This window comes from Pseudomonas sp. CFII64, assembly GCF_000416235.1.
In the GTDB taxonomy this organism is placed as follows: Bacteria; Pseudomonadota; Gammaproteobacteria; order Pseudomonadales; family Pseudomonadaceae; genus Aquipseudomonas.
The window spans coordinates 93,939-120,863 of sequence record NZ_ATLO01000035.1 but is presented as its reverse complement, the minus strand read 5'-3'; the positions used below and the strand labels follow the sequence as shown (position 1 = coordinate 120,863).

25 protein-coding genes are annotated in these 26,925 nt (G+C 60.7%); 16 read left to right on the top strand and 9 right to left on the bottom strand.

What is annotated here, in order from left to right:
- From CFII64_RS15840 to pilG, 6 genes are all read right to left on the bottom strand, one after another.
- Window positions 1-471 (bottom strand): chemotaxis protein CheW, encoded by a 471-nt coding sequence (locus CFII64_RS15840; protein WP_020291812.1) that lies wholly within the window; start codon window positions 469-471, stop codon window positions 1-3.
- The gene (locus CFII64_RS15835; RefSeq protein WP_020291811.1) at window positions 464-6,478 is read right to left on the bottom strand and encodes an Hpt domain-containing protein; all 6,015 of its coding nucleotides are present in this window, start codon (window positions 6,476-6,478) and stop codon (window positions 464-466) included. Before CFII64_RS15835 ends, CFII64_RS15840 begins: the two co-directional genes overlap by 8 nt.
- 50 nt (window positions 6,479-6,528) lie before the next feature.
- The gene (locus CFII64_RS15830) at window positions 6,529-8,571 is read right to left on the bottom strand and encodes a methyl-accepting chemotaxis protein (RefSeq protein WP_044901425.1); all 2,043 of its coding nucleotides are present in this window, start codon (window positions 8,569-8,571) and stop codon (window positions 6,529-6,531) included.
- A gap of 79 nt (window positions 8,572-8,650) precedes the next feature.
- Window positions 8,651-9,190, bottom strand: a complete 540-nt coding sequence (locus CFII64_RS15825; protein ID WP_020291809.1) for a chemotaxis protein CheW — start codon at window positions 9,188-9,190, stop codon at window positions 8,651-8,653.
- A gap of 13 nt (window positions 9,191-9,203) precedes the next feature.
- On the bottom strand, window positions 9,204-9,569 hold the full coding sequence (gene pilH / locus CFII64_RS15820; protein ID WP_020291808.1) for a twitching motility response regulator PilH: 366 nt from the start codon (window positions 9,567-9,569) through the stop codon (window positions 9,204-9,206).
- Between the two features lie 45 nt (window positions 9,570-9,614).
- Window positions 9,615-10,025 carry a twitching motility response regulator PilG gene (gene pilG, locus CFII64_RS15815; RefSeq protein WP_020291807.1) on the bottom strand — a complete coding sequence of 137 codons (411 nt, stop codon included), beginning with the start codon at window positions 10,023-10,025 and terminating at the stop codon, window positions 9,615-9,617.
- A 225-nt stretch (window positions 10,026-10,250) separates the two neighbouring features.
- Between pilG and gshB the strand changes: the two genes are divergently transcribed.
- From gshB to CFII64_RS15775, 7 genes are all read left to right on the top strand, one after another.
- A complete protein-coding gene (gshB, locus tag CFII64_RS15805) occupies window positions 10,251-11,204 on the top strand; it encodes a glutathione synthase (protein ID WP_020291805.1) in 954 nt (317 codons plus the stop codon).
- A 150-nt stretch (window positions 11,205-11,354) separates the two neighbouring features.
- Window positions 11,355-12,257, top strand: a complete 903-nt coding sequence (locus tag CFII64_RS15800; RefSeq protein ID WP_020291804.1) for an energy transducer TonB — start codon at window positions 11,355-11,357, stop codon at window positions 12,255-12,257.
- 75 nt (window positions 12,258-12,332) lie between these two features.
- Window positions 12,333-12,902 carry a YqgE/AlgH family protein gene (locus tag CFII64_RS15795; RefSeq protein ID WP_020291803.1) on the top strand — a complete coding sequence of 190 codons (570 nt, stop codon included), beginning with the start codon at window positions 12,333-12,335 and terminating at the stop codon, window positions 12,900-12,902.
- Window positions 12,902-13,342: a Holliday junction resolvase RuvX gene (gene ruvX / locus CFII64_RS15790; protein ID WP_020291802.1), complete on the top strand. Its 441-nt coding sequence runs from the start codon at window positions 12,902-12,904 to the stop codon at window positions 13,340-13,342. Before CFII64_RS15795 ends, ruvX begins: the two co-directional genes overlap by 1 nt.
- Window positions 13,343-13,454: 112 nt before the next feature.
- Window positions 13,455-13,976: a bifunctional pyr operon transcriptional regulator/uracil phosphoribosyltransferase PyrR gene (gene pyrR, locus CFII64_RS15785; protein WP_020291801.1), complete on the top strand. Its 522-nt coding sequence runs from the start codon at window positions 13,455-13,457 to the stop codon at window positions 13,974-13,976.
- 26 nt (window positions 13,977-14,002) lie between these two features.
- A complete protein-coding gene (locus CFII64_RS15780; protein ID WP_020291800.1) occupies window positions 14,003-15,007 on the top strand; it encodes an aspartate carbamoyltransferase catalytic subunit in 1,005 nt (334 codons plus the stop codon).
- Entirely contained in the window at window positions 15,004-16,275 is a 1,272-nt protein-coding gene (locus CFII64_RS15775; protein ID WP_020291799.1) for a dihydroorotase, read from the top strand. Before CFII64_RS15780 ends, CFII64_RS15775 begins: the two co-directional genes overlap by 4 nt.
- A gap of 68 nt (window positions 16,276-16,343) precedes the next feature.
- Here the strand turns inward: CFII64_RS15775 and CFII64_RS15770 are convergent, their stop codons facing one another.
- On the bottom strand, window positions 16,344-17,693 hold the full coding sequence (locus CFII64_RS15770) for a delta-60 repeat domain-containing protein (protein ID WP_020291798.1): 1,350 nt from the start codon (window positions 17,691-17,693) through the stop codon (window positions 16,344-16,346).
- 300 nt (window positions 17,694-17,993) lie between these two features.
- Complete coding sequence (locus CFII64_RS15765; protein ID WP_020291797.1) at window positions 17,994-18,413, bottom strand: TM2 domain-containing protein; 420 nt, start codon at window positions 18,411-18,413, stop codon at window positions 17,994-17,996.
- 250 nt (window positions 18,414-18,663) lie between these two features.
- On the opposite strand from CFII64_RS15765, the gene CFII64_RS15760 reads away from it, so the two are divergent.
- Window positions 18,664-19,341 (top strand): C40 family peptidase, encoded by a 678-nt coding sequence (locus CFII64_RS15760; protein ID WP_020291796.1) that lies wholly within the window; start codon window positions 18,664-18,666, stop codon window positions 19,339-19,341.
- Window positions 19,342-19,430: 89 nt separating this feature from the next.
- Here the strand turns inward: CFII64_RS15760 and CFII64_RS15755 are convergent, their stop codons facing one another.
- Window positions 19,431-20,465 (bottom strand): type IV pilus twitching motility protein PilT, encoded by a 1,035-nt coding sequence (locus CFII64_RS15755; protein ID WP_020291795.1) that lies wholly within the window; start codon window positions 20,463-20,465, stop codon window positions 19,431-19,433.
- A 55-nt stretch (window positions 20,466-20,520) separates the two neighbouring features.
- Between CFII64_RS15755 and CFII64_RS15750 the strand changes: the two genes are divergently transcribed.
- The 8 genes from CFII64_RS15750 to hemW all read left to right on the top strand — a co-directional run bounded on the left by CFII64_RS15750 (window position 20,521) and on the right by hemW (window position 26,912).
- Complete coding sequence (locus CFII64_RS15750) at window positions 20,521-21,207, top strand: YggS family pyridoxal phosphate-dependent enzyme (protein WP_020291794.1); 687 nt, start codon at window positions 20,521-20,523, stop codon at window positions 21,205-21,207.
- 24 nt (window positions 21,208-21,231) lie between these two features.
- Complete coding sequence (gene proC, locus CFII64_RS15745) at window positions 21,232-22,050, top strand: pyrroline-5-carboxylate reductase (protein WP_020291793.1); 819 nt, start codon at window positions 21,232-21,234, stop codon at window positions 22,048-22,050.
- 27 nt (window positions 22,051-22,077) lie between these two features.
- Complete coding sequence (locus CFII64_RS15740) at window positions 22,078-22,668, top strand: YggT family protein (RefSeq protein WP_020291792.1); 591 nt, start codon at window positions 22,078-22,080, stop codon at window positions 22,666-22,668.
- A gap of 203 nt (window positions 22,669-22,871) precedes the next feature.
- Window positions 22,872-24,011 carry a homoserine O-acetyltransferase gene (locus CFII64_RS15735; RefSeq protein WP_020291791.1) on the top strand — a complete coding sequence of 380 codons (1,140 nt, stop codon included), beginning with the start codon at window positions 22,872-22,874 and terminating at the stop codon, window positions 24,009-24,011.
- A gap of 7 nt (window positions 24,012-24,018) precedes the next feature.
- The gene (metW, locus tag CFII64_RS15730; protein ID WP_020291790.1) at window positions 24,019-24,639 is read left to right on the top strand and encodes a methionine biosynthesis protein MetW; all 621 of its coding nucleotides are present in this window, start codon (window positions 24,019-24,021) and stop codon (window positions 24,637-24,639) included.
- Between the two features lie 25 nt (window positions 24,640-24,664).
- Window positions 24,665-25,108, top strand: a complete 444-nt coding sequence (locus CFII64_RS15725) for a DUF4426 domain-containing protein (protein WP_020291789.1) — start codon at window positions 24,665-24,667, stop codon at window positions 25,106-25,108.
- Window positions 25,108-25,701: an RdgB/HAM1 family non-canonical purine NTP pyrophosphatase gene (rdgB, locus tag CFII64_RS15720; protein WP_020291788.1), complete on the top strand. Its 594-nt coding sequence runs from the start codon at window positions 25,108-25,110 to the stop codon at window positions 25,699-25,701. Before CFII64_RS15725 ends, rdgB begins: the two co-directional genes overlap by 1 nt.
- Window positions 25,698-26,912, top strand: coding sequence for a radical SAM family heme chaperone HemW (hemW, locus tag CFII64_RS15715; RefSeq protein WP_020291787.1), 1,215 nt, complete (start codon window positions 25,698-25,700; stop codon window positions 26,910-26,912). Before rdgB ends, hemW begins: the two co-directional genes overlap by 4 nt.
- The last annotated feature ends 13 nt before the right edge of the window (window positions 26,913-26,925 follow it).

Sequence of the window (26,925 nt, the reverse complement as noted above, 5' to 3'; positions counted from 1 at the left end):
TTAAACCAACCCCGCCTCCACCACCCACTGCTCCAGCCCCACCAGATCGGGAATCCGTGCCAGGGTTTCGCCGACTTGCACGGCGGCCAGTTCAAGTTCGGCCAGCGGTACGTCGACGTAGCTGAGTTGGCTGTCGAGTTTGCAGGAGCGGGGAATGCCCTGGATCAGCAGGGCAATGAATTTGAGGTCGTCGTGATTGCCCAGGGCGTTGAGCACGACGATGCGCGCGCGGCCGCCGACGCGGGTGCGGCCTCCACAGGCGGCTTCGAAGCTGAGCAACGGCAACGTGCGCTGACGCCAACTGATCGGCCCCAGATACCATTCGGGTGCATCGAGGTCGGCGGAGCTGTCCTGATAATCGATCAACTCGGCCACGGCGACGTTGGGCAGGACCAGGTTGCGGTCGCTCAGAGGCAGGATCAAGCCGGTCAGGGTTGCCAGATGGCTGGAGTTGGCGGCGGCGCTAGGCATTGATCTGACTCCAGTGGGCGATGCTGTCGAGCAGCACCGATTCCTGATAAGGCTTGCTCAGGTAGTCGTTGACGCCGCTGGCCATGGCGCGGTCCCGGTGTTTCTGGCCGGAGCGTGAGGTGATCATGATGATCGGCAGGTCCTTGAGGCGCTCGTCGTTGCGGATATTGATCGCCACTTCGAAGCCATCCATGCGCGGCATTTCGATATCCAGCAGCATGATGTCCGGCGTGTGTTCCTTGAGCAGCGCCATGGCGTCGACCCCGTCCTTGGCGGTCAGCACGGTCATGCCGTTGCGCTCCAGCAGCCGGCTGGTGACCTTGCGCACGGTAACCGAGTCATCCACCACCATCACCAGCAAACGTCGCGCGGGCTCGATTTCGCTGTAGGCCGGGGTGCTCAGGCCGGAGTTGAGCCGGGACTGCAAACGGCCATGCAAGGCGCGAATATGCGCCAGCAGGTCGAGAATCAGCACTACGCTGCCATCGCCAAGAATGGTCGCGCCGGAAATGCCCTGTACGCCGGCGAATTGCGCGCCGAGGCTTTTCACGACGATTTCCCGCGAGCCGGCCAGTGCATCGACTTGCACCGCAACCCATTGGTCATGCACATGCACCAGCAGCACCGGCAGCGGTTGGGTCTGGCCAACGAGTTTGGGCGGCTGGCCGTTATTGAGCAGTTCGCCGAGATAACGCAACTCGTAGACGCGCTCGCCGTATTGGTAACGCGGCGGGATCGACTGGTAACACGCTTCCAGCTCGCCGGGCATGACGCGCACGATGCCTTCGACGGTATTGAGCGGTACCGCGTATAGCTCTTCGCCGCATTGCACCATCAGCGCGCGGTTGACCGACACCGAGAATGGCAGGCGGATGCTGAACTGGGTGCCTTGCCCGGACGTCGACTGAATCGACATGGTGCCGCCCAGTTGCCTGACCTCGGCGTGAACCACATCCATGCCGACGCCGCGTCCGGAAATCTGGGTGATGGTCTCGGCCGTGGAAAACCCCGGCTGGAGGATGAACTGCAGGGTTTCGTAGTCGCCGGGCTGTGCGTCGGCAGCGATCAGGCCGCGTTTGCGGGCCTTGCGCCGCACAGCGTCGAGGTCAATACCGGCGCCATCGTCATGCATCTGGATGACGATATCGCCGCCTTCATGATTCAGGCTCAGGCTGATGGTGCCGTATTCCGGCTTGCCATCGGCCAGGCGCTTTTCGGTGGTTTCCAGGCCATGGTCGATGGCATTGCGCAGCATGTGTTCCAGGGGCGCGACCATGCGTTCGAGCACGCTGCGGTCCATTTCGCCTTCGGCATCGCCCACGTCGAAGCGGACTTTCTTGTGCAGCTCGCCGGAGACCTGGCGAACGATGCGTTTGAGCCGTGGCATCAGTCGCTCGAAAGGCACCATGCGCGTACGCATCAGCCCTTCCTGCAAATCGGTATTGACCCGCGCCTGTTGCAGCAACAGCGTTTGTGCGTCGGTGCCACGGGCGTCGAGGGTTTCCTTGAGGTCCATCAAGTCCGACGCGGACTCGAACAGCGCCCGGGACAGTTGTTGCAGTTGCGAATGGCGATCCATTTCCAGCGGGTCGAAATCTTCGTAACCCAGGCGCTCGGCTTGCACCTGTTCGCGGCTGAGCAGGCTGCCCTGGGTTTCGACGTCCAGGCGGCGCAGCTGGTCGCGCATCCGTTCGATGGTCGTTGCCATTTCCGCCAGTGCCGCTTGAGCGTCGGTGACCTGCTGTTCGATACGCCCGCGAAAGATCGAAGTTTCTCCGGCCAGATTCACCAGGTTTTCCAGCTCCTCAGCGGCGACCTTGACCATCTCCGGCGCTGAACGCTCGGTGTCACTTTCGACACTGGAAACTGCTCGCGCCGTGACCACCAATTCGGCTTCGGGCTGGACCAGAGCAGGCAGTGGTTCAGGCGCGGTGCCGGGGTTGGCGTGCTTGCGAATGCTGTCGATCAGCAGCGCTGCGCTGGGCAAAGGTTTATCGGCGCGCACGGCATCGAGCATGTCGGCCAGCAGATCATGACCGCTTTGCAGCAGGCTCATGATCAACGGGTCAGGGCGCAGTTGCCCTGCCGAAAGCCCCTCGTACAGCGATTCCATTTCATGGGCCAGATCGCCAATGGGGGCGATTTCCACCATGCGTGCGCCACCTTTGAGGGTGTGCAGATCGCGCAGCAGGTTTTCCACTTCCAGCATGTTGTCGGGATCGGCCTGCCAGCGCGCCAGCGACGCGGCAGAGCTTTCGCTGAGGTCGAAACCTTCCTCGAGGAAAATCTCCAGCAACTCGGGATCGCGCTCTTCGGCGGCCGCCACTGACGGAGCCTCAGGGATTGGCGGCGGGGCCGGAACATTGCCCAGGCGCAGGACACTGATGGCTTCGATCAAGGCCGCCGGATCAGCCAAAGGTTGCTGCTTTTGCAGTTGTTCCAGCATCAACGCCAGCTGGTCGTGACTGCTGACCAGCAACTCGGCCATTTCCGGGGAATAACTGTAGCGGCGGTCGATCAGCCCTTCATACAAGGCTTCCAGCTCGTGGGCCAGGTCGCCGATGGTGGTGATTTCCGCCATCCGCGCGCCGCCCTTGAGGGTGTGCAGATCCCGTTGCAGGGAAGACAGCGGCTGGGCGTTTTCGGGATCGTCGAGCCAGCGTTGTAGGGCCTGGCCGGCGCTGTCGAGAATATCCACGGCTTCTTCGAGGAAGATCTCGACGATTTCCTCGTCCAGGCCGGAAAAGTCGTAGCGCGCGTCGCTGCCCTCTTCAACCGCCAGCGCGGTGCTCAGTTGCTCGGTTGCAGCGTGCAGATCGGTGATGCTCGACGCGCCGCCATCATGACTTTTGATCAGGCCCATGGCGCCGGGGTCCAGCGCCTGATCCAGCAGGTCGCGCAAAGCCAGCACACGCTCGGGACGCGCTTCGACTTCCTGCCCGGCGGCGACTTGATCGAGCATGTTGATCAACGCTTCGTGCGCGTGTTCGGCCTCATCAAAAAACAACGCGCTGACCGCTAGGCTGCTTTCTTCCACGGCGCCGTACAGGTCGAGCAAGGCTTCGCACAGTTCATCGACTTGCGGCAGGTCCGCCAGGTGCGCGCCGTGACCCAGCGTGGTCAACTCTTCCAGCAAGGCGCTGAGTTCCTGACGCTCGCCGGGGTGCTGGCGCCAGCGCTGCAACAGGCTTTCAGCGTCGAGCAGGATGTCCATGCCTTCGGCAAGAAAGGTGGCGATCAACTGCGGATTGTGTTTGATCCGCAAACCGTTGCTGGACGCGCTGAGTGCGGCGGCCAGGCGCTCATTGAGCAGCGCATGGGCCGCTTCGATCAGGCTGTCCGCACCCGGAATCGGCTTGAGCGGCTCGCTGTCCAGTTGCTCCAGACCCTGGTGAAACAGCGGCTCGGCGCTGCGCAGCAGATCGAGCTCCGCCTGGCCCAGCGCGATGAGGTTGGCCTTGAACTCCCGGGCCAGCTGGTCAAGCGGGCTGGCCAGCTCGGCAATCGGCACCACGCCGGCCATGGAGGCGCTGCCTTTGAGGGTATGCAAGGCGCGCAGCAATTCATCGGTGATAGACGGTGACGAATCCTCGGCGGCGTTATCGAGAAAGCGTTGCAGGTTATCCAGATGGCTGCGGGCTTCCTGACGGAAAATCTCCAGCAGTTGCGGATCCAGCGCTTCATCGTCCGTTTCAGCAACGTCCGCTTCGAAGCTCAGCGGCCCTTTGCCCCGGGCCAGGGCGTGGGCGCGAGCAGCCAGCAGGTCGACATCGTCACGCTGGCGTTGGGCATTGTCGGCGAAGTCGCGAATCACTTGCGGCAGTAGCGCCAGAACCTCAGTCAGCAGTTGCTGCACGTGCTGATCGGGTTTGACGTTGCTTTCCAGAACCCGGTTAAGCAGGTTTTCCACCGACCACGCCAACTCGCCGAGAATCAGCGCCCGCACCATGCGTCCGCTGCCCTTGAGGGTGTGGAACGCGCGGCGTATTTCGGTCAGCGCGCTCGCATTGCCGGGGTCGCCATTGGCGTTGCCGTTATCGAGCGAGGCGAACCAGCGCGGCAGGTATTCCTGCAGCGCCGCCAGCACTTCTTCGGTTTCTTCGAGGAAAACTTCCAGCAGCTCGTCGTCAACACCCTCTTCGTCGGCGGGCGGCGGCAACAGGCTGGCGGGCATGTTGCGGGCGGGTGGATTGACGGCGGAAACCGGACTGCCCAGCACGTCGGCGATGGTCTGCGTCGGGCTGACCAGTGCCTGCCGCGCTTGCAACTCAAGGATTTCGTCCTGGCTGATGACTTCATCCAGCAGCGGCACTTCCATGGCATCGGGCGTGGGTGAATAGCCCAGCAGCGCGAGGCTTTCCTGGGCCATGTCGAGCACCTGCTCGCCCGGCGCTTCGGGGTCTTCGCCCATGCGCTCCAGGTAATACTCGATGCCGGTCAGGGTATCGGCGAGGCTGTCGAGCTGGGTCCACGCGGGGCGATTTTCGTCGACCAGCAAGTGTTCGAGGATGTAGTCGTTGCACGCCGCCAACAGACTGGCAGCGCGCGCCAGCGGGATCATCGCCAGCGCGCCACGCACTTGCACCAGCAGCGCGGACAAGGGTTCGAGTCGCTGCCGGTCCCATTCGCCGTCGATGTAATCGATGATCACATCCTTGGCCTGCTGCAAACCGACCCGGGCTTCGCGAATCACCAGTTGATGAATCTGCGTCAGGTCGGTGGTGGGCAAGCGGCTGTCTTCACGACGGGCCTGCTCCACGGTGCCGATCATGCCGGCCAGCGTGGCCTCGACGTACAGCAGCGCGCCCGCCACGTCCATCAGCGCCGCGTCACTGGGCTCGCGCTGGCCCTGAGCCAGGCCCTGAACGACGCTCAGCTGATCGATGATGACTTTGCGCGGCTGTCCGAAACCCAATACCGCCAAGGTATCGGCCACCTGCCGCAACGGCGGCAGCAGCCCGTTGAGTTCGCTGACATGCAGGCGGTCGCCACGCACGAAGACGTCCAGCCGCTCCTTGACCCGCACCAGCTCTTCGCACAGCGCCACGATCACCGAGCGCATCGCATCCCGATCCGGGCCGCCGATGTGGGCGCTCTGCTGATCGGCCAGCGACGTGTCGGGCAAGGCCTGATCCAGGCCGTATTGGTCTTTCAGGTCGAGCATGCGGGGTGCCTGGCTGTCGGACTTGGCGATATAAAACAGCAGGCTTTTCAGCAGTTCGTCCGGCGCCGGCTGATTGATGGCTTCGATGCCGTGATCAAGCAGACGCTTGAGTTCCTTGTCGGCATCCTTGAGCAAGCTGCGCAAGGCCGGGCTGTTGGTGAAGTTGCCGTTGACCATGGTTTCCACCAACGCCGAAGCAATCTGCCACAGCGGTCCCAGCGGCGCTTCGTTGCACAGCAGTTCCAGGCGGGCGAAGACCTTGCCCATGTAGCCCAGCTGCACCTGTACATCCTGCTCACGCAACAGGCCGACCAACGCGGTTTGCAAGGTCTGGCGCAATTTGCGCAGCAGACCGGGCAGCTCGGGCGTATCACGTTGCGCCAGGGCTTGCGCGCCCAGTGGCGGCACGCTGACCAGTTGCGGGGCGAACAGGCTGGTTTCCGACAGCAGGCTTTCGCCACGGGCGCTGCGCAGATCGTTGAGCAGTGGCAGAACCACCAACGGCAGATCGCGGCGCGCCGAATGAATGCGGTCCAGATACACCGGCAATTGAGTCAACGCCTGGGTCAGCAGTTGCACGGCTTCGGCCCGCTGGCCGACGCGATCCTGCTGCAAGGCCAGCGCCAGCTGCTCGATTTCTTCGGCGAGCAGGGCCGCGCCGTAGAACTCGATCATCTGCAGGCTGCCGTGGACCTGATGCACGCCATCCAGACAAGCGTCCATCGCCTCTGTTTGCGCCGGGTCGGCGACAAACAGTTCCAGGGCCTGGCGGGCCTGCTTGAGTGTTTCGGCGATTTCGCCCTTTACCCACTCCAGCGCCACATAGTCGTGCCGATCAGCCATGACGACTCCAATCCCCTCAACCATTGCTCATCGCAAAGTCGTTCGTTTAGTTAGCCGCGGTCTTTCGAGGACGGCAAGGTGAAACCGGAAACCGAGCGACGCATCTCGCTGGCCATTTTCGCCAGATTGCCCATGCTGCGTGCCGTGGCCGCTGTACCCGAAGTGGTTTGCGACGTGGTTTGCTGGATCACTGTCATGGTCTGGGACAGCTGTTGCCCCAGCACGGCCTGTTGCTGCGCAGCCTTGGTGATGCTTTCGATCAATGCGGCGAGAATTTTCGACACGCCTTCGATTTCTTCCAGAGCAACCCCGGCATCCTGCGCCAGACGCGCGCCACGCACCACTTCGGTGGTGGTCTGCTCCATGGAGATGACCGCTTCGTTGGTGTCGTTCTGAATGGCCCGCACCAGGGTTTCAATCTGCTTGGTCGCCGACGACGAACGTTCGGCCAGGCGCTGTACTTCGTCGGCAACCACGGCAAAACCACGACCCGCGTCACCGGCCATGGAAGCCTGGATGGCGGCGTTCAAGGCGAGAATATTGGTTTGATCAGCAATGTCATCGATCAGGCTGACAATATCGCCGATCTCCTGGGAGGACTCGCCCAGGCGCTTGATGCGTTTGGAGGTGTCCTGAATCTGCTCGCGAATGGTGTCCATGCCGTAAATGGTGTTGTGCACCACTTCGTTGCCTTTGTTGGCGATGGTCACTGAACGCTCGGCCACCGATGACGACTCCAGCGCGTTGGCAGAAACCTGATCGATGGAAACCGCCATGTCGTTGATCGCGTTGGACGCCGCCGCGATCTGCAACGCCTGATGCTCGGAAGCGGCGGCCAGCTGGGTCGCGGTGGTCTGGGTGTCCTTGACCGCGCCGAACACCTGCTCGGCGGTCAGGTTGATGGTCGCGACCAGTTCGCGCAGCTGATCGACGGAGTAATTGATGGAGTCGGCGATGGCTCCGGTGAAGTCTTCGGTCACCGTGGCGGCAACCGTCAGATCGCCATCGGCCAGATTCTCGATCTCATCGAGCAGACGCATGATCGCGGCCTGGTTGCGCTCGTTCTTCTCGGCGGTTTCCCGCAACTGACGGTTGGTCTCGCGGACCATCACCAGGCCGATCAGGATGATCGACGTCAAGGCCAGCAAGCCGAGCACATAACCACCGATGGTGTTGGCCGAACGCATGTTGGCCAAGTGTTCAAGGCTGTTGGCCAGTACCGAGGTTTCATCCAGCAGGGTTTGCGAGGTGCTGAAAATCTTGCCGGAAGACTCGCGAACCTGAAACAACTCCGGCGACGTTTCGAGAATCTCATCCACCGAGCCTGAGACGAATTCAAACAGCTCGGAAATTTCCGCAAGTCGCGTCCGGGCGTCGCGGTCTTCGACCTGGGTGATCTTCAAGGTCACATTGCCGTCGAGCATGCCGCTCAGCACCCGACCAAACTGGCTGGCATCGCGCCCAAACGAGTCGGCGGCCTGCACTGCCGTGTCATCGCCGGACAGCACCTTGTTGACCGAGCCCAGAATCCGCTCAGCCAGCAGCGATTGGCGCTGGGCCAGCGCAATCTGGCTGGCCGGCGCGCGGCTTTGCAGGAGGATTTCGACGACTTTGTCGTACTCGACCTGCAATTGCGGGATGGTTTCGGCCAGAGTCGCGGCGACCTGGTGCAACGAGAGCACGGTCTGTTCGCTGGCAAGGATCACATCCGTGCTCTTGCGCAGGGTTTCCCAGTCGTTTTGCACCGCTTGCAGCTCGTCGCGCACTTCATGAGGCGCGGGCGGCAGGCCAGTGGCTTTGTCGCCTTTTCGCAGAAACCCCCAGCGCATGTCGAAATCGTTGCGCGCGTCGGTGAGCAATTTGAACGCGGCCGCTTTACCGGCGGCGGCTTCAGTGGCGTTCTTGGCGATGCGCTGGGACAGCACGCGCAATTCGCCAGCATGCCCGATGTACTGCTTATCGTAATTCGACTGAGTGTTGAGGTAGGCGAAATTGACGAACAGCAACATGATGCAAATGATCAGCGCGACGAACAACACTATGATCTGCGAACGACTACGCGCGCCTTGTAAGGATCTGCCTGTCTTACTCATTAATCAGGCCCCCGCCTGGACCAACTGCGATTGTTCATCCGCACAACAAGACGCCAGGATTACCGGCCTGCCGGGATGCCTATGAAGCCACGTCCATGAAACCTGGAGACTGCGCCAGCGCCCAGGGGCTGAAAACCAGCCAGGCTTGCTCGCGCAGGAACTGACCGCGAATGTACGGCGCGATGACGCTATCGAGCTCACCCGACTGCGGCGGCATCAGGCTCAGCTGGCTGAAATGCTGCAGGCCAAGCACCTCGTCGACGATCAAACCGGCGAACACGTCCTGATGTTCCACCACCAATACCCGGCGCTGCCGGCGCACTTGCGACAACTCGTGACCGAAGAAACTGCACAGGTCCATGATCGGCAGCAGCCGTCCGCGCAGGTTGGCGATGCCACGCACCCACGGCTTTACACCGGGCAATGCCGCGTAGCGTGGCTCATGCAGGATTTCACTGATTTCGCCCATGGGCGCTACGTAGCAGCGGCCGCCCATGCGAAAGCCGATGCCGCTCCACTCCTGCTGCCGGGCTTCCTGGGAAGGCAAATCGGCGGCAAGCGAACGGCAGCGCTGGTCGATATCGAACAGCAACTGGAAAGCAGTTTGCGACTCAGCCATGACAAACCGGCAATCAGCCGGCCAGTACCGCGTTCAGGGTTTTCATCAGGGTTTCTTCATCCACCGGTTTGGTCAGGTAGTCCCGCGCGCCCTGGCGCTTGCCCCAGACCTTGTCGGTTTCCTGATCCTTGGTGGTGATCATGATCACCGGGATCATGCTGGTGTCGGCATCCTTGGTGAGCTGGCGCGTGGCCTGAAAACCGTTAAGGCCGGGCATGACGATGTCCATCAGCACTGCATCCGGTTTTTCCTGACGGCAAAGCGCCACGCCGTCGGCACCGTTTTCGGCCTTGAGGACTTCATGGCCGTGCTTTTCCAGCATGCCGGTCAGTTTGTACATTTCGGTCGGCGAGTCATCGACGATCAGGATTCGAGCCATGGTATTCCCCATAAGGATGGAGGCCCGCGACCGTAGGGGCGGGCATCACGATATCTGTTGTTCTACTGCAACGAATCCCGGCACATGCGCCTTGATCGCATTGAGCAGTTCTTCCTTGCTGAATGGCTTGGTCAAAAACTGGTCCGAGCCCACGATCCGGCCCTTGGCCTTGTCGAACAGACCGTCCTTGGAAGAAAGCATGATCACCGGCGTCGACTTGAACGCGCGGTTATTCTTGATCAGGGCACAGGTCTGATAGCCATCCAGGCGCGGCATCATGATGTCGACAAAAATGATGCGCGGATGGTTATCAGCGATCTTGGCCAACGCGTCGAAGCCATCAATTGCGGTAATGACCTCACAGCCGACGTTCTTCAGCAACGTCTCGGCGGTGCGGCGAATGGTCTTGGAATCGTCAATGACCATGACTTTCAATGCTGCTGGCTGCTGTTCCATATCTGCTCTTCCCTCGCCGCGGCGAATATTTTTCGCGTCCTTTCCGGCACTGGGCTTGCTAAACGACCGATGGTCCGAGCGCCGAGCCTTTTTAGCACACTCCTCATCCTCAATCCATAAAGCCTGCCGCCACGCGCCTGCCTCTTGACCCGGAGCAAGCAGAGCGCCACCCTGACGCCTATTTCAAGGCCGTCGCGGCCGTTATCGATCAGAGGATATTTGCCCATGAGCGTTCGCCTAGGGATTGTCATGGACCCCATTGAGCGCATCTCCTATAAAAAGGACAGCTCACTGGCCATGCTGCTTGCCGCCCAGGCGCGGGGTTGGTCGCTGTTCTACATGGAACAGCAGGATCTGTATCAGAACGCCGGTCAGGCCCGCGCGCGGGTCAAGCCGCTGAAAGTGTTCGCCGACCCGGCCAAGTGGTTCGAACTGGACGCCGAGGAAGATATCGGCCTGGACGACCTCGACGTGATCCTGATGCGCAAGGATCCGCCGTTCGACATGGAGTTCGTCTACGCCACGTATCTGCTGGAACAAGCGGAAACCGCCGGCGTGCTGATCGTCAACAAGCCGCAAAGCCTGCGTGACTGCAACGAAAAACTGTTTGCCACGCTGTTCCCGACGTTGACCCCGCCGACGCTGGTCAGCCGGCGTGCGGACATCCTGCGTGGTTTTGCCGAGCTACATGGCGATGTGATCCTCAAGCCGCTGGACGGCATGGGCGGCGCGTCGATCTTCCGCCATCGCGCGGGCGATCCGAACCTGTCGGTGATTCTCGAAACCCTGACGGCCCACGGCACCCAGCAAATCATGGCGCAAGGTTACTTGCCGGCGATCAAGGATGGCGACAAACGCATCCTGATGATTGATGGCGAACCGGTGCCGTATTGCCTGGCACGCATCCCGGCAGCGGGCGAAACCCGTGGCAACCTGGCGGCGGGCGGTCGTGGCGAAGCACGTCCCTTGACCGAAAAAGATCGCTGGATCGCTGAACAGATCGGCCCGACCTTGCGTGAAAAAGGCCTGATCTTCGTCGGTCTGGACGTCATCGGTGAGCATCTGACCGAAATCAACGTCACCAGCCCGACCTGCATCCGGGAAATCGACAACGCCTTCGGCACGGACATCGGCGGGATGTTGATGGATGTGATCGAGAAGAAATTAAAGGCTCGCTGATCGACCGTAGGGCCGGCTTTAGCCGGGAGGGTTGTTCGGGTCACAGAGATGTCGGTCGGATCAACCAACCCCCCTCCCGGCTAAAGCCGGTCCCACAACATTGCGTTATGATGCGCGCCACGCAATGCTCCAAGAGACGCTGAACCGCTGATGACATCCCTGGCCGCCAACGACCTCCCTTACGAACTCTCCCGAGCTGGCGTGCGACCTGCTGATCGTCTGGGGTTTACCCTGATGATTGCAGCGTTGATCCACCTCGCGGTGATCCTTGGCGTGGGCTTCACCTACGTCAAGCCCGAGCAGATCAGCCAGACCCTGGAAATCACCCTCGCGACCTTCAAAAGCGAAACCAGGCCCAAACAGGCGGACTTTCTCGCCCAGGACGACCAGCAAGGCAGCGGCACCCTGGACAAGGCCGAAATCCCCAAGACCACGGAAATCGCGCCGTTTCAGGACACCAAGATCAATAAAGTGACACCGCCTCCGGCCAGCAAGCCCGTGGTCAAGCAGGAAGCCCAGAAAACCGTGGTTGCCACCAAGGCGCCAGCACCACAGAAGACCGTCGCCAAGCGCGAAGAGGTCAAGCCTGATCCGGCGCCCAAGAAAGCCCCGACATTCGACAGCGCCGAGCTGAGCAGCGAAATCGCCAGCCTCGAAGCGGAACTGTCCAACGAACAACAGCTGTACGCCAAACGGCCGAAGATTCATCGCCTGAGCGCCGCATCGACCATGCGCGACAAAGGCGCCTGGTACAAAGACGACTGGCGCAAGAAAGTCGAGCGGGTGGGCAATCTCAATTACCCCGAGGAAGCCCGCCGCCAGCAGATTTACGGCAATTTGCGCCTGATGGTCTCGATCAACCGCGACGGCTCGCTGTACGAAGTGTTGGTGCTGGAGTCTTCCGGGCAGCCTTTGCTGGATCAGGCGGCCCAGCGCATCGTGCGGCTCGCGGCGCCATTTGCGCCGTTCACCGGCGATCTTGCCGACATCGATCGACTTGAGATCATTCGCACCTGGAAATTCGCCCGGGGCGACAAGCTTTCCAGTAACTGACCTGTATATAGCCGCCAGCGGCACTGTCATAACTGCCAGTTGTCATGCCTGCCGCGCAGCGCCACACTAGGGCTCATGAAAAACGTATCCGCCAGTTATCTCAAGCATCAATTCCTGATCGCCATGCCGCACATGGCGGACCCGAACTTTGCCCAGACGCTGACCTACATCGTCGAGCACAACGCCAATGGCGCCATGGGTCTGGTGATCAATCGCCCGCAAAGCCTCACGCTTGCCGACATTCTTGAACAATTGCGTCCCGACGTTCCGGCACCCAAGCGTTGCGCGGACATCGCCATTCATACCGGCGGTCCGGTGCAGACTGACCGCGGCTTCGTCCTGCATCCCAGCGGGCCGATCTTCCAGGCCACCGTCGAGTTGGGTGGCCTTTCGCTCTCCACCTCGCAAGACGTGCTGTTTTCCATCGCCGATGGCTACGGACCTGATCAAAATGTGATCACCCTTGGCTACGCCGGCTGGGAAGCCGGGCAACTGGAAGCTGAAGTCGCCGACAATGCCTGGCTGACCTGCCCGTTCGATCCGGCCATCCTGTTTGAGATGGACAGCGAGCAGCGCCTCAATGCTGCGGCCAAACGCCTGGGCGTCAACCTCAGCCTGCTGACCAGCCAGGCGGGCCACGCCTGATGGCCGCATTGCGTCTTCTACTGGGATTTGATTACGGCACCAAACAGATCGGCGTCGCGGTGGGCCAGGTGATTACCGGCCAGGCCCGGGAACTCTGCACCCTCAAGGCGGTGCAAGGCGTCCCGGACTGGAGCCAGATCGAAGCGTTGATCAAGGAATGGAAGCCGGACGCTATCGTCGTCGGCTTGCCGCTGAACATGGACGGCACGCCCAGCGAGATGAGCGCCAAGGCGGAAAAATTCTCCCGCCGCCTCAACGGCCGCTTCAACCTGCCCGTGTATACCCATGACGAACGCCTGACCACCTTTGAAGCCAAGGGCGAGCGCATGAGTCGCGGCGGACAACGCGGCAGCTACAAGGACAACCCGGTGGATGCCATCGCCGCTGCGCTGCTGCTGCAAGGCTGGCTCGATGCCAATCCCGAACTGTTCAATGTCTGACATGTTCAGGCTGTACAACGTCTTCCTGTGCGGCACCGCGACACCCGAAATTCCCGTTTCAGCCTGAGCAGCGCCGCGCGCATGAAACTCGGGCCTTTGAAGGAGCACTTTCATGAACCTGCCCAACCCCGCCGAACTGATCAGCCATATGGCCGCTGATCTGTACGCTCATCTGCACAAACGCGGGATCGCCGATCCGCGCTTTATCGGTATCCGCACCGGCGGCGTCTGGGTGGCGCAAGCGCTGCTCAAGGCGCTGGGCAGCGAAGCACCGCTGGGCACGCTGGACGTGTCGTTCTACCGCGACGACTTCAGCCAGAACGGCCTGCACCCGCAAGTGCGCCCTTCAGAGCTGCCGTTCGAGATCGAAGGCCAGCATCTGGTGCTGATCGACGACGTGTTGATGAGCGGCCGCACCATTCGCGCCGCACTCAACGAGCTGTTCGATTACGGTCGCCCGGCCAGCGTGACGCTGGTCTGCCTGCTGGACCTGGATGCGGGCGAGTTGCCGATTCGGCCGAATGTGGTCGGCGCAACCTTGTCGCTGGCTGACCACGAACGCGTGAAGCTGACCGGCCCCGAGCCACTTGGCCTCGAAATGCAAAACCTTTCCACCGCCTCCGCCGCCCTTTAGCCGCCCTTTTTCAAGAGTCCTTTGCGATGACGCCTCTCCACGCCAAGCGCCCGCTGCAGCTCAACCATCAGGGCCAGCTGCGCCACTTCCTCTCTCTCGATGGCCTGCCTCGCGAGTTGCTCACCGAAATCCTCGACACGGCGGACTCCTTTCTGGAAGTCGGCGCGCGCGCGGTAAAAAAGGTCCCGTTATTGCGCGGCAAGACGGTGTGCAACGTGTTCTTCGAGAACTCCACGCGCACCCGCACCACCTTTGAACTGGCTGCTCAGCGCTTGTCGGCCGACGTCATCACCCTGAACGTCTCCACTTCGTCCACCAGCAAGGGCGAGACGCTGTTCGATACCTTGCGCAACCTTGAAGCCATGGCTGCCGACATGTTCGTCGTGCGCCACGGCGACTCCGGTGCCGCGCACTTCATTGCCGAGCATGTGTCGCCGGAAGTGGCGATTATCAATGGTGGCGACGGCCGCCACGCACACCCGACCCAAGGCATGCTCGACATGCTGACCATTCGCCGCCACAAAGGCGGCTTCGAGAACCTCTCGGTGGCCATCGTCGGTGACATCCTGCACTCCCGCGTGGCGCGCTCGAACATGATCGCCCTCAAGGCGCTGGGCTGCCCGGACATCCGCGTCATCGGCCCGAAAACCCTGTTGCCCATCGGCATTGAGCAGTACGGCGTCAGGGTTTACACCGATCTGGATGCGGGTCTGAAGGATGTCGACGTGGTGATCATGCTGCGCCTGCAACGCGAACGCATGCAGGGCGGTTTGCTGCCCAGCGAAGGCGAGTTCTATCGCCTGTTCGGCCTGACCACCGCACGACTGGCTGGCGCCAAGCCGGACGCCATCGTCATGCACCCAGGCCCGATCAATCGCGGCGTGGAAATCGAATCCGCCGTCGCCGATGGCGCGCATTCGGTGATTCTCAATCAGGTCACCTACGGCATCGCCGTGCGCATGGCGGTATTGTCCATGGCCATGAGCGGCCAGACCGCGCAACGCCAATTCGAGCAGGAGAACGCCCAGTGAAGCTCAGTATTCTCGGCGCTCGCGTCATCGACCCAACCAGCGGTCTGGATCAAGTCACCGATTTGCACATCGAAGCGTGCAAGGTACTCGCCATTGGCGCGGCACCGGCCGGTTTCGAGCCTGTTCAAACCATCGACGCCACCGGCCTGATCGCCGCGCCAGGCCTGGTCGACCTGAACGTTGCTCTGCGCGAGCCGGGTTACAGCCGCAAGGGCACGATTGCCAGCGAAACCCGCGCGGCCGCAGCGGGCGGCGTGACCAGCCTGTGCTGTCCGCCACGCACCAAACCGATTCTCGATACCTCAGCGGTGGCTGAGTTGATCCTCGACCGCGCCCGCGAAGCCGGACACGCCAAAGTGTTCCCGATTGGCGCACTCAGCAAGGGCCTGGAAGGCGAGCAACTGGCGGAACTGGTTGCCCTGCGCGACGTGGGCTGCGTGGCGTTCGGCAACGGTCTGGAAAGCTTTCGCAACACGCGCACGCTGTGCCGTGCACTGGAATACGCCGCGACGTTCGACCTGACGGTGATTTTCAACTCTCAGGACCGCGATCTCGCCGAAGGCGGCCTGGCCCACGAAGGTCCGACCGCCAGCTTCCTCGGCCTGGCCGGGATTCCGGAAACCGCTGAAACCGTGGCCCTGGCCCGCGACTTGTTGCTGGTCGAGCAAAGCGGCGTGCGTGCACACTTCAGCCAGCTGACCAGCGCCCGTGGCGCGGCGTTGATCGCCCAGGCGCAGGCACGCGGCTTGAAAGTCACAGCGGATGTGGCGTTGTATCAGCTGATTCTGACCGACGAAGCTTTGATCGACTTCTCCAGCCTGTATCACGTGCAACCGCCACTGCGCAGCCGCGCGGATCGCGATGGCCTGCGTGAGGCGGTCAAGTCCGGCGTGATTCAGGCGATCTCCAGCCATCACCAGCCTCACGAGCGGGACGCCAAGCTGGCGCCGTTCGCAGCGACTGAACCGGGTATCAGCAGTGTCGAGTTGCTGCTGCCATTGGCCATGACGCTGGTGGAAGACGGTTTGCTGGACTTGCCCACGCTGATAGCCCGCCTGAGCACTGGCCCGGCAACGGCATTGCGCCTGCCGGCAGGGCAACTGAGTGCGGGATCGGCAGCGGATATCGTGCTGTTCGATCCGGCGGCCTCCACGGTTGCGGGCGAGAAGTGGCTGTCCAAAGGCGAAAACTGCCCGTTCCTCGGCCATTGCCTGCCGAGCGCGGTGCGTTACACCCTGGTGGATGGGCGGATTAGTTATACCGGTTGAAGCGAGAACCTGTAGGGCCGACTTCGCCGGGAGAGCGCTCTCCCGGCTAAAGCCGGTCCTACGGCATATTATTCATTCAAATAACGCAACAAGGTTCCCTTGCGCAAACTGCTGGCATTGAGACCGACGAGGATCTTGCCGTCTGCTTGTTGGCGCATTTCGAGCGGAATGTCATTGAAACCACCCACCATCGTTTCAGCTCTTCCCGTTTCGGAGTCGCCAAAGTTTATATCCGCTGTCCCGTCGCTGTTAAACCGCGCGATATATACATAACTGTTATGAGTAGCCGCCAGACGCATTGAACGCCCCGCCACCAACAACTTTCCATCACGTTGAAATTCTGCCGAAATCCAGTCCACTGAATAACGCTCATTGATTGGCGTTAACAACAGTGTTCCGTTATTAAAGCCAACATCGGATAAACCTTCAGCGGTAATACCGATGATAAATCCCTCATCGATCAAACCTTGATCCGCATTAACCGCCGACGCGGCACCCACTCCCACCAGCGAACCATCAGAACTCAGCGCAATGGAGTTGATGTGCAGATGGTAATCGTCCAGGGAAAACTCGAAATAACCACTCCCCAGCGGGCCGAAGGTTTCATCCAGCTGTCCCGCCTCATCCAGGCGAACGAACATGCCGCTGGAGGAGTTGCTGCCTTCGTGGGTCACCTGTCCGGCGAGCACCACCTTGCCATCAGGTTGGGCCACGAAACCGCTGACCCGCAACGACGCGCCCGGCGGGGCAAAATCCTTTATGCCGTTGCCGTTGAATGACCCGTCCAGCTCGCCCTGAGCGGTAAGCCGGTAGACAATCGCGCTTTCCATCGGGCCTTGCGCAGCCATTCTCACGCCGGTTGTGCTGGCAAGAATCCGCCCATCCGGCAACTGCTGCAGGTCGCCGACGAAGGACCTGAGGAAACCCGGTTTGCCAGGCGGCAAGTCCTTCCTCATCAACCCTTGCTCACCGAATTCGACATCCGCCGCGCCGCTCGCCAGGAACCGCGCCACCAGCAGAACCGGATCAGGCAACTCCGGATTGCCGGCGTAGCCCAGCGCTTGCATAAGAATTTTGCCGTCATCCTGCACCACCAACCGGGTCGGAATGATCATCTTGAAGTTGATCGGAAATGTACCCCTGATGACTCCGTCATTACCGAATGAGGTATCTCGTTGGCCGTCCCCTTGCACACGAGCGACGAAATATTCCACCGGATCACTGACTGTTTCGGCGAAATAGCCGCACGCATAAAGATAACCATCAAGCGTCGGGGTAATTGAAGAAAAGAACAGATCCCGACCCACCGGCCAATCCAGCGCTCGCAAAATATCGACCCAACCAGGGATATCCGTCTGCTGCGCAAACGCCGGGTCCAGTTGTCCCGCATAACGCGGATAAGCATTAATGTTTTCCATAACAGCGTCCTTGTTCGAAAATTTTTGATGTGATGCCCTGCTCTTTTCCAAAGAACAATTTCATCCATGGGGAATCACAATTTTCGGTTTACGCTGATTTAAATAAGCATGCAAATTTATTGTATGCTTATTTATTCATGGCGAACAAACTGTAGGAGGGAACTTGTCCCCGAAAGCGATTGGCCAGACAGCACACAATCCAGATATCAACGCCGCCCGGGCTGCCTTCAAACATATGTAGGAGCGGCTTTAGCCGCGAGAACGCTCTCCCGGCTGAAGCCAGTTCTACACATTTTTCAATCAACCGCGCTGGGCGTTCTTGATCGAGATTTGATCGTTCAGCGTCCAGAAGTCATACAGCACGCCCACCAGGAACAAGCCGCCGGTGCACAGGTAGATAAGCCCGGTGATCCACTTGCCCATGTACATGCGATGCACGCCGAACACGCCGAGGAAGGTCAGCAGGATCCAGGAAAGGCTGTAGTCCGTCGAGCCTGAGGTGAAACGCAGGTCGGCTTCGCGATCCATTGCCGGAATCAGGAACACGTCGATCAACCAGCCAATGCCCAGCAGACCGAGGGTGAAGAACCAGATCGTGCCGGTGACGGGCTTGCCATAGTAAAAGCGATGCGCGCCGGTGAAGCCGACAATCCAGAGCACGTAGCCCATCACTTTGCTGTGGGTATCGTGCTGCTGTATGCCATTCTGATAGGTGTTCATCGGTGTCCTCATTTGAGCTGATAGAAAAAAATATTCGTAAATTCTGTGACTTTTCTGTGTCCATCCGACGTATGGCGGGAACCTCCTGTCGATCGGGCAAACCCTTGTAACTAAAGGGATTGGAGCGCCTTTTGAGACAGTTTGTCGCATAAATCGCAACGATGGGCCCGTAATTGAATCGACAAATGGGGTCAGAAATTCACGAAAAGCTGTTATAAAGTTGCGCGCTTACCCACAAGAGCCCTGCCGAATGCGTCCATTTTTAAAGTCATGGCTGACCATCTGCCTATTATTGCCCCTGGCCGCTCATGCCACCAATCGTGAGCAATCCTTACCTGCGAGCTTCTCTGGTTACACGGCGAAAAGTCACTCTTCGCCGACGCTCGCAACCAACCGCACCGAGCCTGCGCCAGTCATCTCTCCACGAGAGCGCAGCACCAAGGCAGCCATCCGTTCCGCTGCCCTCAAGAGTTCGAAAAAGACCAGCAGTGTTGCAGTGATGGCGCCCAACGCCAAACAAAGCAACTCGGTGGTCAGCCGCGCGCTTAGCGCTGTCGGCACACCTTACCGTTGGGGCGGCACCACCGCCGGCAAAGGCCTGGATTGCAGCGGCCTGGTCAAATACGCGTTCAACGGCGTCAGTGAAGTCAATCTGCCGCGCACTTCCAATGCCATGGCCGAAGGCCACGGGCAGAAAGTCGATCGCAAGGATTTGAAGCCCGGCGACCTGCTGTTCTTCAACATCAAGAGCCGCAAGGTCAACCACGTCGCTATCTACCTGGGCAACGACCGCTTCGTCCACGCCCCGCGCCGTGGCAAGGCCGTGACTGTCGATACGCTGAAAAAGCCGTACTGGAACAGCCACTACATGGTCGCCAAGCGCGTTCTGCCCAAGCAGAAAGAGCCGCTGCGCATCGTTCAGCGCTGATCTGGTTGCAGGGCCGGATTCATCCGGGAGGGCGTCGTGTCTGGCAACAGAGATGCGTCGACCTCTTGCCGGCTAAAGCCGGTCCCACCTCAGAAATTATCCGGCACCTTGGCTTTCTCCCGCGCGCTGTCGCGGGTCACCAGGCCGCGGGTGACCAGATCCTTCATGCACATATCCAGCGTCTGCATGCCCAGCGAGCCTCCGGTCTGAATCGCTGAGTACATCTGTGCGACCTTGTCCTCGCGAATCAGGTTCCTGATTGCCGGCGTGCCCATCATGATTTCGTGCGCGGCAATTCGCCCGCCGCCAACCTTTTTGAGCAAGGTTTGCGAAACCACGGCATGCAACGATTCGGACAACATCGAACGAATCATGGATTTTTCCTGGGCCGGGAACACGTCGACGATCCGGTCGATGGTCTTGGCTGCAGACGTGGTGTGCAGCGTGCCGAACACCAAATGCCCGGTTTCCGCCGCCGTCAGCGCCAGGCGAATGGTTTCCAGGTCGCGCAGCTCGCCCACCAGAATCACGTCCGGGTCTTCCCGCAGGGCCGAGCGCAAGGCTTCCGAAAAGCCGAGGGTATCGCGGTGCACCTCACGCTGGTTGACCAGGCATTTCTTGGACTCATGAACGAATTCGATCGGGTCTTCGATGGTCAGGATGTGGTGATGCTTGTTGCAATTCAGGTAATCGACCATCGCCGCAAGGGTCGTCGACTTGCCGGAACCGGTGGGCCCGGTGACCAGCACGAGGCCGCGCGGCACGTCGGTAATCTTGCGAAACACTTCTCCCATCCCGAGATCTTCCATGCTCAGGATCTTTGAAGGAATGGTCCGGAATACCGCGCCCGCGCCACGATTCTGGTTGAACGCGTTGACTCGAAAGCGCGCCACGCCCGGCACTTCAAAGGAAAAGTCGGTCTCCAGAAGTTCTTCGAAGTTCTGGCGCTGCTTGTCGTTCATGATGTCGTAGATCAGCTCCTGAACCTCTTTGGCGCTCAGGGCTGGCAGGTTGATCCGCCGCACATCGCCATCGACGCGGATCATCGGCGGCAGGCCGGCAGAGAGATGCAAGTCCGATGCGCCTTGCTTGGCACTGAAGGCCAGCAGCTCGGTAATATCCATACAGCTCCTCAATCACATAGAATGCCGCAGACTTTAGCCCTGCTGGCGCAAATCAATGTCCACGATAGCAGCGAACATTTCAACGCTCGGCGCACGAATTAACGCAGCCGCCCTTGCCGCCCAACGCGATCCAGCCGCCATCGGCCTGCTCGCGGTGAGCAAGACCAAGCCGGCTGGCGCCTTGCGCGAAGCTTATGCGGCGGGCTTGCGCGACTTCGGCGAAAACTATTTGCAGGAAGCCTTGAGCAAACAGCTCGAATTGGCCGACCTGCCCTTGTGTTGGCATTTCATCGGCCCCATTCAGTCGAACAAGACTCGCGCTATTGCCGAGAACTTCGCCTGGGTGCATTCAGTGGATCGCTTGAAAATCGCACAACGTCTGTCTGAGCAACGTCCTGAGGACTTGCCGCCGCTCAATATCTGCATTCAGGTCAACGTCAGTGGCGAAGCCAGCAAGTCCGGCTGCGCGCCCGCCGACTTGCCAGCCCTGGCCGCTGCGATCAGCGCTTTGCCACGCCTGAAGCTGCGCGGCTTGATGGCGATTCCGGAACCGACCGAAGACAGCGCCGAACAAAACGCGGCCTTTGCTGCGGTACGTTCGCTGCAGGCGCAATTGAACCTGCCACTGGACACCCTTTCCATGGGCATGAGCCACGACCTGGAGGCCGCCATCGCACAAGGCGCGACCTGGGTGCGGATCGGCACTGCCCTCTTTGGCGCCCGTGATTACGGCCAGCCATAACTTTCCCCACTCAAGGAAACCAACATGAGCCAGACTCGTATTGCCTTTATCGGCGCCGGCAACATGGCCGCCAGCCTGATCGGCGGGCTGCGCGCCCAGGGCGTGGAAGCCGACTCGATTCGCGCCAGCGATCCCGGTGCCGAGACACGCGGCAAAATCGCCGCTGAACATGGCATCGTGGTGGTTGCCGACAACGCCGAAGCCATCGAAGGCGCGGACGTGGTGCTGATCGCGGTCAAGCCGCAGATGATGAAAACCGTTTGCGAAGCCCTGCGCCCAAGCCTCAAGCCCAATCAATTGGTGGTGTCCATCGCTGCCGGGATCACGTGCGCGAGCATGGCCCAATGGCTGGGCGAGCAACCTCTCGTGCGTTGCATGCCCAATACACCGGCGCTATTGCGTCAGGGTGTCAGCGGTTTGTATGCCACGGCTCTGGTGAGCCCGGCGCAACGTGAACAGGCCGAGCAGCTGTTATCGGCGGTAGGCATTGCCCTGTGGCTCGAAGAAGAACAGCAACTGGACGCAGTCACGGCAGTTTCGGGCAGCGGCCCGGCGTACTTCTTCCTGTTGATCGAGGCCATGACGGCAGCGGGCGTGAAACTGGGCCTGCCCCAGGAAGTCGCCTCGCAGTTGACGCTGCAAACCGCGCTGGGCGCCGCGCTGATGGCCACCGGCAGCGATGTCGACGCTGCCGAGCTGCGTCGTCGGGTAACCTCGCCAGCGGGCACCACAGAAGCTGCAATCAAATCATTCCAGGCCGGCGGCTTTGAAGCGCTCGTCGAAACCGCACTCACTGCCGCCGCACAGCGCTCGGCAGAGATGGCCGAACAGCTGGGCAAGTAACTTTTAGGCCATTGAGGAACAGAACCGATGATCGGACTGAACACCGCTGCAATCTACATCCTGCAAACCATTGGCAGCCTATACCTGCTGATCATTTTGCTGCGCTTCGTGCTGCAACTGGTGCGGGCGGACTTCTACAACCCGCTGAGCCAATTCGCCGTGCGCGCCACCCAACCGCTGCTCAAGCCCCTGCGCCGGATCATTCCGAGCCTGTTCGGCCTGGACATGTCGTCGCTGGTGTTGGCGATCATCGTGCAGCTGATCCTGATGGCCCTGACCTTGCTGCTGGCCTACGGCACCACCGGCGATCCGCTGCATCTGCTGCTCTGGGCAATCATTGGTGTGACAGCGCTGTTTCTGAAGATTTTCTTCTTCGCCCTGATCATCAGCGTGATCCTGTCCTGGGTCGCCCCGGCCAGCCATAACCCTGGCGCAGAAATGGTCAACCAGATCTGCGAACCGATGCTGGCCCCGCTGCGCAAGATCCTGCCGAATCTGGGCGGCCTGGATATCTCGCCGATCCTGGCGTTCATGGTCCTCAAGCTGCTGGACATGCTGGTCATCAACAACCTGGCGGCCATGAGCATGATGCCGGACGTGCTGCGTTTGTTGATCTGACCTGCACAACTGCGTGGGACCGGCTTTAGCCGGGAGGGCGTCAATGCAGACGATGTACATCTATCGTCCGAGATAATGCCCTCCCGGCTAAAGCCGGTCCTACGGAGAATGCGGGTGAGCCGCCGATGCCCGAATTATTCCTTGGTTGCCCCTCCCCCCGTCGGTCTTTAGACTTACGCCTCATTTAAGCGAGAGCAGGGTCGATGTCCACGGTCTTTCCCGAAGATTCTGTCGGTCTAGTCACGCCGCAACTGGCGCATTTCAGCGAGCCTCTGGCCCTGGACTGTGGTCGTTCCTTGCCTGCCTACGACCTGATTTACGAAACCTATGGCGAACTCAATGCCGCGCGCAGCAATGCCGTGCTGGTGTGCCACGCCTTGTCCGGCCATCACCACGCGGCGGGTTTCAATAGCGTCGACGAGCGCAAGCCCGGCTGGTGGGATAGCTGCATCGGTCCCGGCAAGCCCATCGACACCCGTCGCTTCTTCGTGGTCAGCCTGAACAATCTGGGCGGCTGCAACGGCTCAACCGGCCCGAGCAGCATCGATCCGGAAACCGGCAAGCCGTTCGGCGCGAATTTCCCGGTTTTGACCGTCGAGGACTGGGTTCACAGTCAGGCGCGTCTGGCTGACTTGCTGGGCATCGAGCAATGGGCCGCAGTGGTTGGCGGCAGTCTGGGCGGCATGCAGGCGCTGCAATGGACCATGACCTACCCCAATCGCGTGCGCCACTGCCTGGCTATCGCTTCGGCACCCAAGCTGTCGGCGCAGAACATCGCCTTCAACGAAGTGGCGCGGCAGGCGATCCTGTCCGACCCGGAATTCCATGGCGGCGACTTCCAGGAATTCGGCGTGATCCCCAAACGCGGCCTGATGCTGGCGCGCATGGTCGGCCACATCACGTACCTGTCCGACGATTCCATGGGCGAGAAATTCGGTCGTGGCCTCAAGAGCGAAAAGCTCAACTACGACTTTCACAGCGTCGAGTTCCAGGTCGAAAGCTATCTGCGTTATCAGGGTGAAGAGTTCTCCGGGCGTTTCGACGCCAACACTTACCTGCTGATGACCAAGGCGCTGGACTACTTCGACCCGGCCGGTGCATTCAACGACAACCTGGCGGCAACGCTGGCCAACGTCACCGCCGAGTTCTGCGTGATTTCCTTCACCACCGATTGGCGTTTTTCCCCGGCCCGCTCCCGGGAACTGGTGGATGCGCTGATGGCGGCGAAGAAGAACGTCTGCTACCTGGAAATCGACGCGCCTCAGGGCCACGACGCTTTCCTGATCCCGATCCCGCGTTACTTGCAGGCTTTCTCCAGCTACATGAACCGCATTGCACTGTGAGGAAGCCATGAGAGCTGACCTGGAAATCATCCAAGAATGGATCCCTGCGGGCAGCCGGGTGCTCGACCTCGGCTGCGGCGACGGCGAACTGCTGGCCTGGCTGCGCGACAACAAGCAAGTTACCGGCTACGGCCTGGAAAACGACGCCGATAACATCGCCCGCTGCGTGGGCAAGGGCGTCAATGTCATCGAGCAGGACCTGGACAAAGGGCTGGGCAACTTTGCCAGCAACAGTTTTGACGTGGTGGTCATGACCCAGGCGCTGCAAGCGGTGAGCTACCCGGACAAGATCCTCGACGAAATGCTTCGTGTCGGCCGCCAGTGCATCATCACCTTTCCCAACTTCGGTCACTGGCGCTGCCGCTGGTATCTGGCGACCAAGGGCCGCATGCCGGTGTCCGACTTCCTGCCTTACACCTGGTACAACACGCCGAACATCCACTTCTGCACTTTCGAAGACTTCGAAGACCTGTGCCGGGGCCGCCATGCGCGGGTCATTGATCGGCTTGCGGTAGATCAACAGCATCGACACGGTTGGGCCAGTAAGCTATGGCCTAACCTGTTAGGTGAGATCGGCATCTATCGGGTCAGCAGTCCGGGCCTGCAAGAGCACCAGATTGCGATTTGAGTCACTTCATGACAGGAGAATAATCATGCGCCGCCTAGCTGTCTTTTTATGCACCTTGTGCCTGGCATTGCCGCTGATGGCTGCCGACAACGCCAAGCCCGAGCGCAAAGAACAATTCGGTGAGCTGACCGTGCACTACAACGCGTTCGCTTCCAGCGTTCTGCAACCGGCCATCGCCGAAGCCACCGGCCTGATTCGCAGCAAGAACCAGGGCGTGCTGAACATCGCGGCGGTCAAGGCCGGCAAGACCATTCCCGCCAACGTCACCGGCAACGTGAAAGACCTGACCGGCCGGGAAAAAACCCTCACGTTCAAGCAGATCAACGACAAGGGCGCGGTCTACTACATCGCGCAATTCGCTGTTGATCCGAATGCGTCAGCGATCTACACCTTCACGGTCAACGTGAAGGCCGGTAGCGAGGACGCACATTCGTTCAGCTTCAATCAAGAAATCTACTCAGGCGACTAATGACTTTCCCGCAGCTCGTATTGGCCAGCCACAACGCCGGCAAACTCAAAGAACTCCAGGCCATGCTCGGCGACAGCGTGCAATTGCGCTCGATTGGCGAGTTCAGCCAGATCGAGCCGGACGAAACCGGCCTGTCGTTTGTCGAGAACGCGATCCTCAAGGCGCGTAACGCTGCGCGCATCTCCGGAATGCCTGCGCTGGCGGACGACTCGGGGCTGGCGGTGGATTATCTGGGCGGCGCGCCGGGGATTTATTCGGCGCGTTATGCCGATGGTCTGGGCGACGCGGCGAACAACGCCAAGTTGCTGGACGTGCTCAAGGACGTGCCCGAAGAGCAACGCGGCGCGCAGTTCGTCTGCGTGCTGGCTTTGGTGCGTCACGCTGATGATCCGCTGCCGATTCTCTGCGAAGGCCTGTGGCACGGGCGCATTCTGACCGCTGCGAGCGGCGCGCACGGCTTTGGTTACGATCCGTTGTTCTGGGTGCCGGAGCGCAATTGCTCCAGTGCTGAGTTGAGCCCCGCCGAGAAAAACCAGCTCAGCCATCGCGCTCGCGCCATGGCGATTCTGCGCCAGCGCTTGAGTTTGAAATGACCCACGATTCAGCCACACAGCCGCTGTTTCTCGGTGAAACTGGTTTTTCCTCGAGCGGCCCGCGAGCAGCGCTGCCGCAACTGCCGCCGTTGTCGCTGTATATCCATATTCCGTGGTGCGTGCGCAAATGCCCGTACTGCGACTTCAATTCCCACACCGCCAGCCCGGTGCTGCCGGAAGCTGAATACATCGACGCGCTGCTGGCCGATCTGGATCTGGACCTGCCCCATGTGCACGGCCGGGAACTGAGCTCGATTTTCTTCGGCGGCGGCACGCCGAGCCTGTTCAGCGCCGACGCGCTGGGCCGCTTGCTCAAAGGCGTCGAACAGCGCATTCGCTTTGCCAGCGACATCGAAATCACCCTGGAAGCCAATCCGGGCACCTTCGAGCAGGTCAAGTTCAGCGCCTATCGCGGGTTGGGCATCAATCGACTGTCCATTGGCATCCAGAGTTTCCAGGAAGCCAAGCTCAAGGCGCTGGGCCGGATTCATAACGGCGACGAAGCGATTCGCGCCGCCGACATGGCGCGTCAGGCCGGTTTCGATAACTTCAATATGGACCTGATGCACGGCCTGCCGGATCAGTCGCAAAGCGATGCCTTGGGCGACCTGCAACAAGCCATCGATCTGGGGCCGACGCATTTGTCCTGGTATCAACTGACGCTGGAGCCGAACACCGTATTCTGGAACCAGCCGCCCGTGCTGCCCGAAGACGACATTCTTTGGGACATCCAGGAAGCCGGACAGCTGCTGCTCGCTGAAAACGGTTACGCGCAGTACGAAGTCTCGGCCTACGCCCAACCCGGCCGACCGGCGCGGCATAACCTCAATTACTGGAGTTTTGGCGATTTCATCGGCATTGGCGCGGGCGCCCACGGCAAGCTCAGCCATCCGGACGGGCGCATCGTGCGGACCTGGAAAACCCGCCTGCCCAAGGATTACCTCAACCCGGCCAAGCCATTCAAGGCTGGGGAAAAGCTGCTCAGCGTCGAAGAGCTGCCGTTCGAATTCCTGATGAATGCCCTGCGCCTGACAAATGGTGTGGACGCTGCGTTATTTCGCCAGCGCACGGGTCTAAGCCTCGATTCGCTGGCCAGTGCCCGTCAGCAAGCCGAACAACGCGGCCTGCTGCTGCCGGATCCGACACGGCTGGTCGCCACGCCCCAGGGCCAGCTGTTTCTCAATGACTTGCTGCAATATTTTCTGATCTGAATTCTGATCTAAG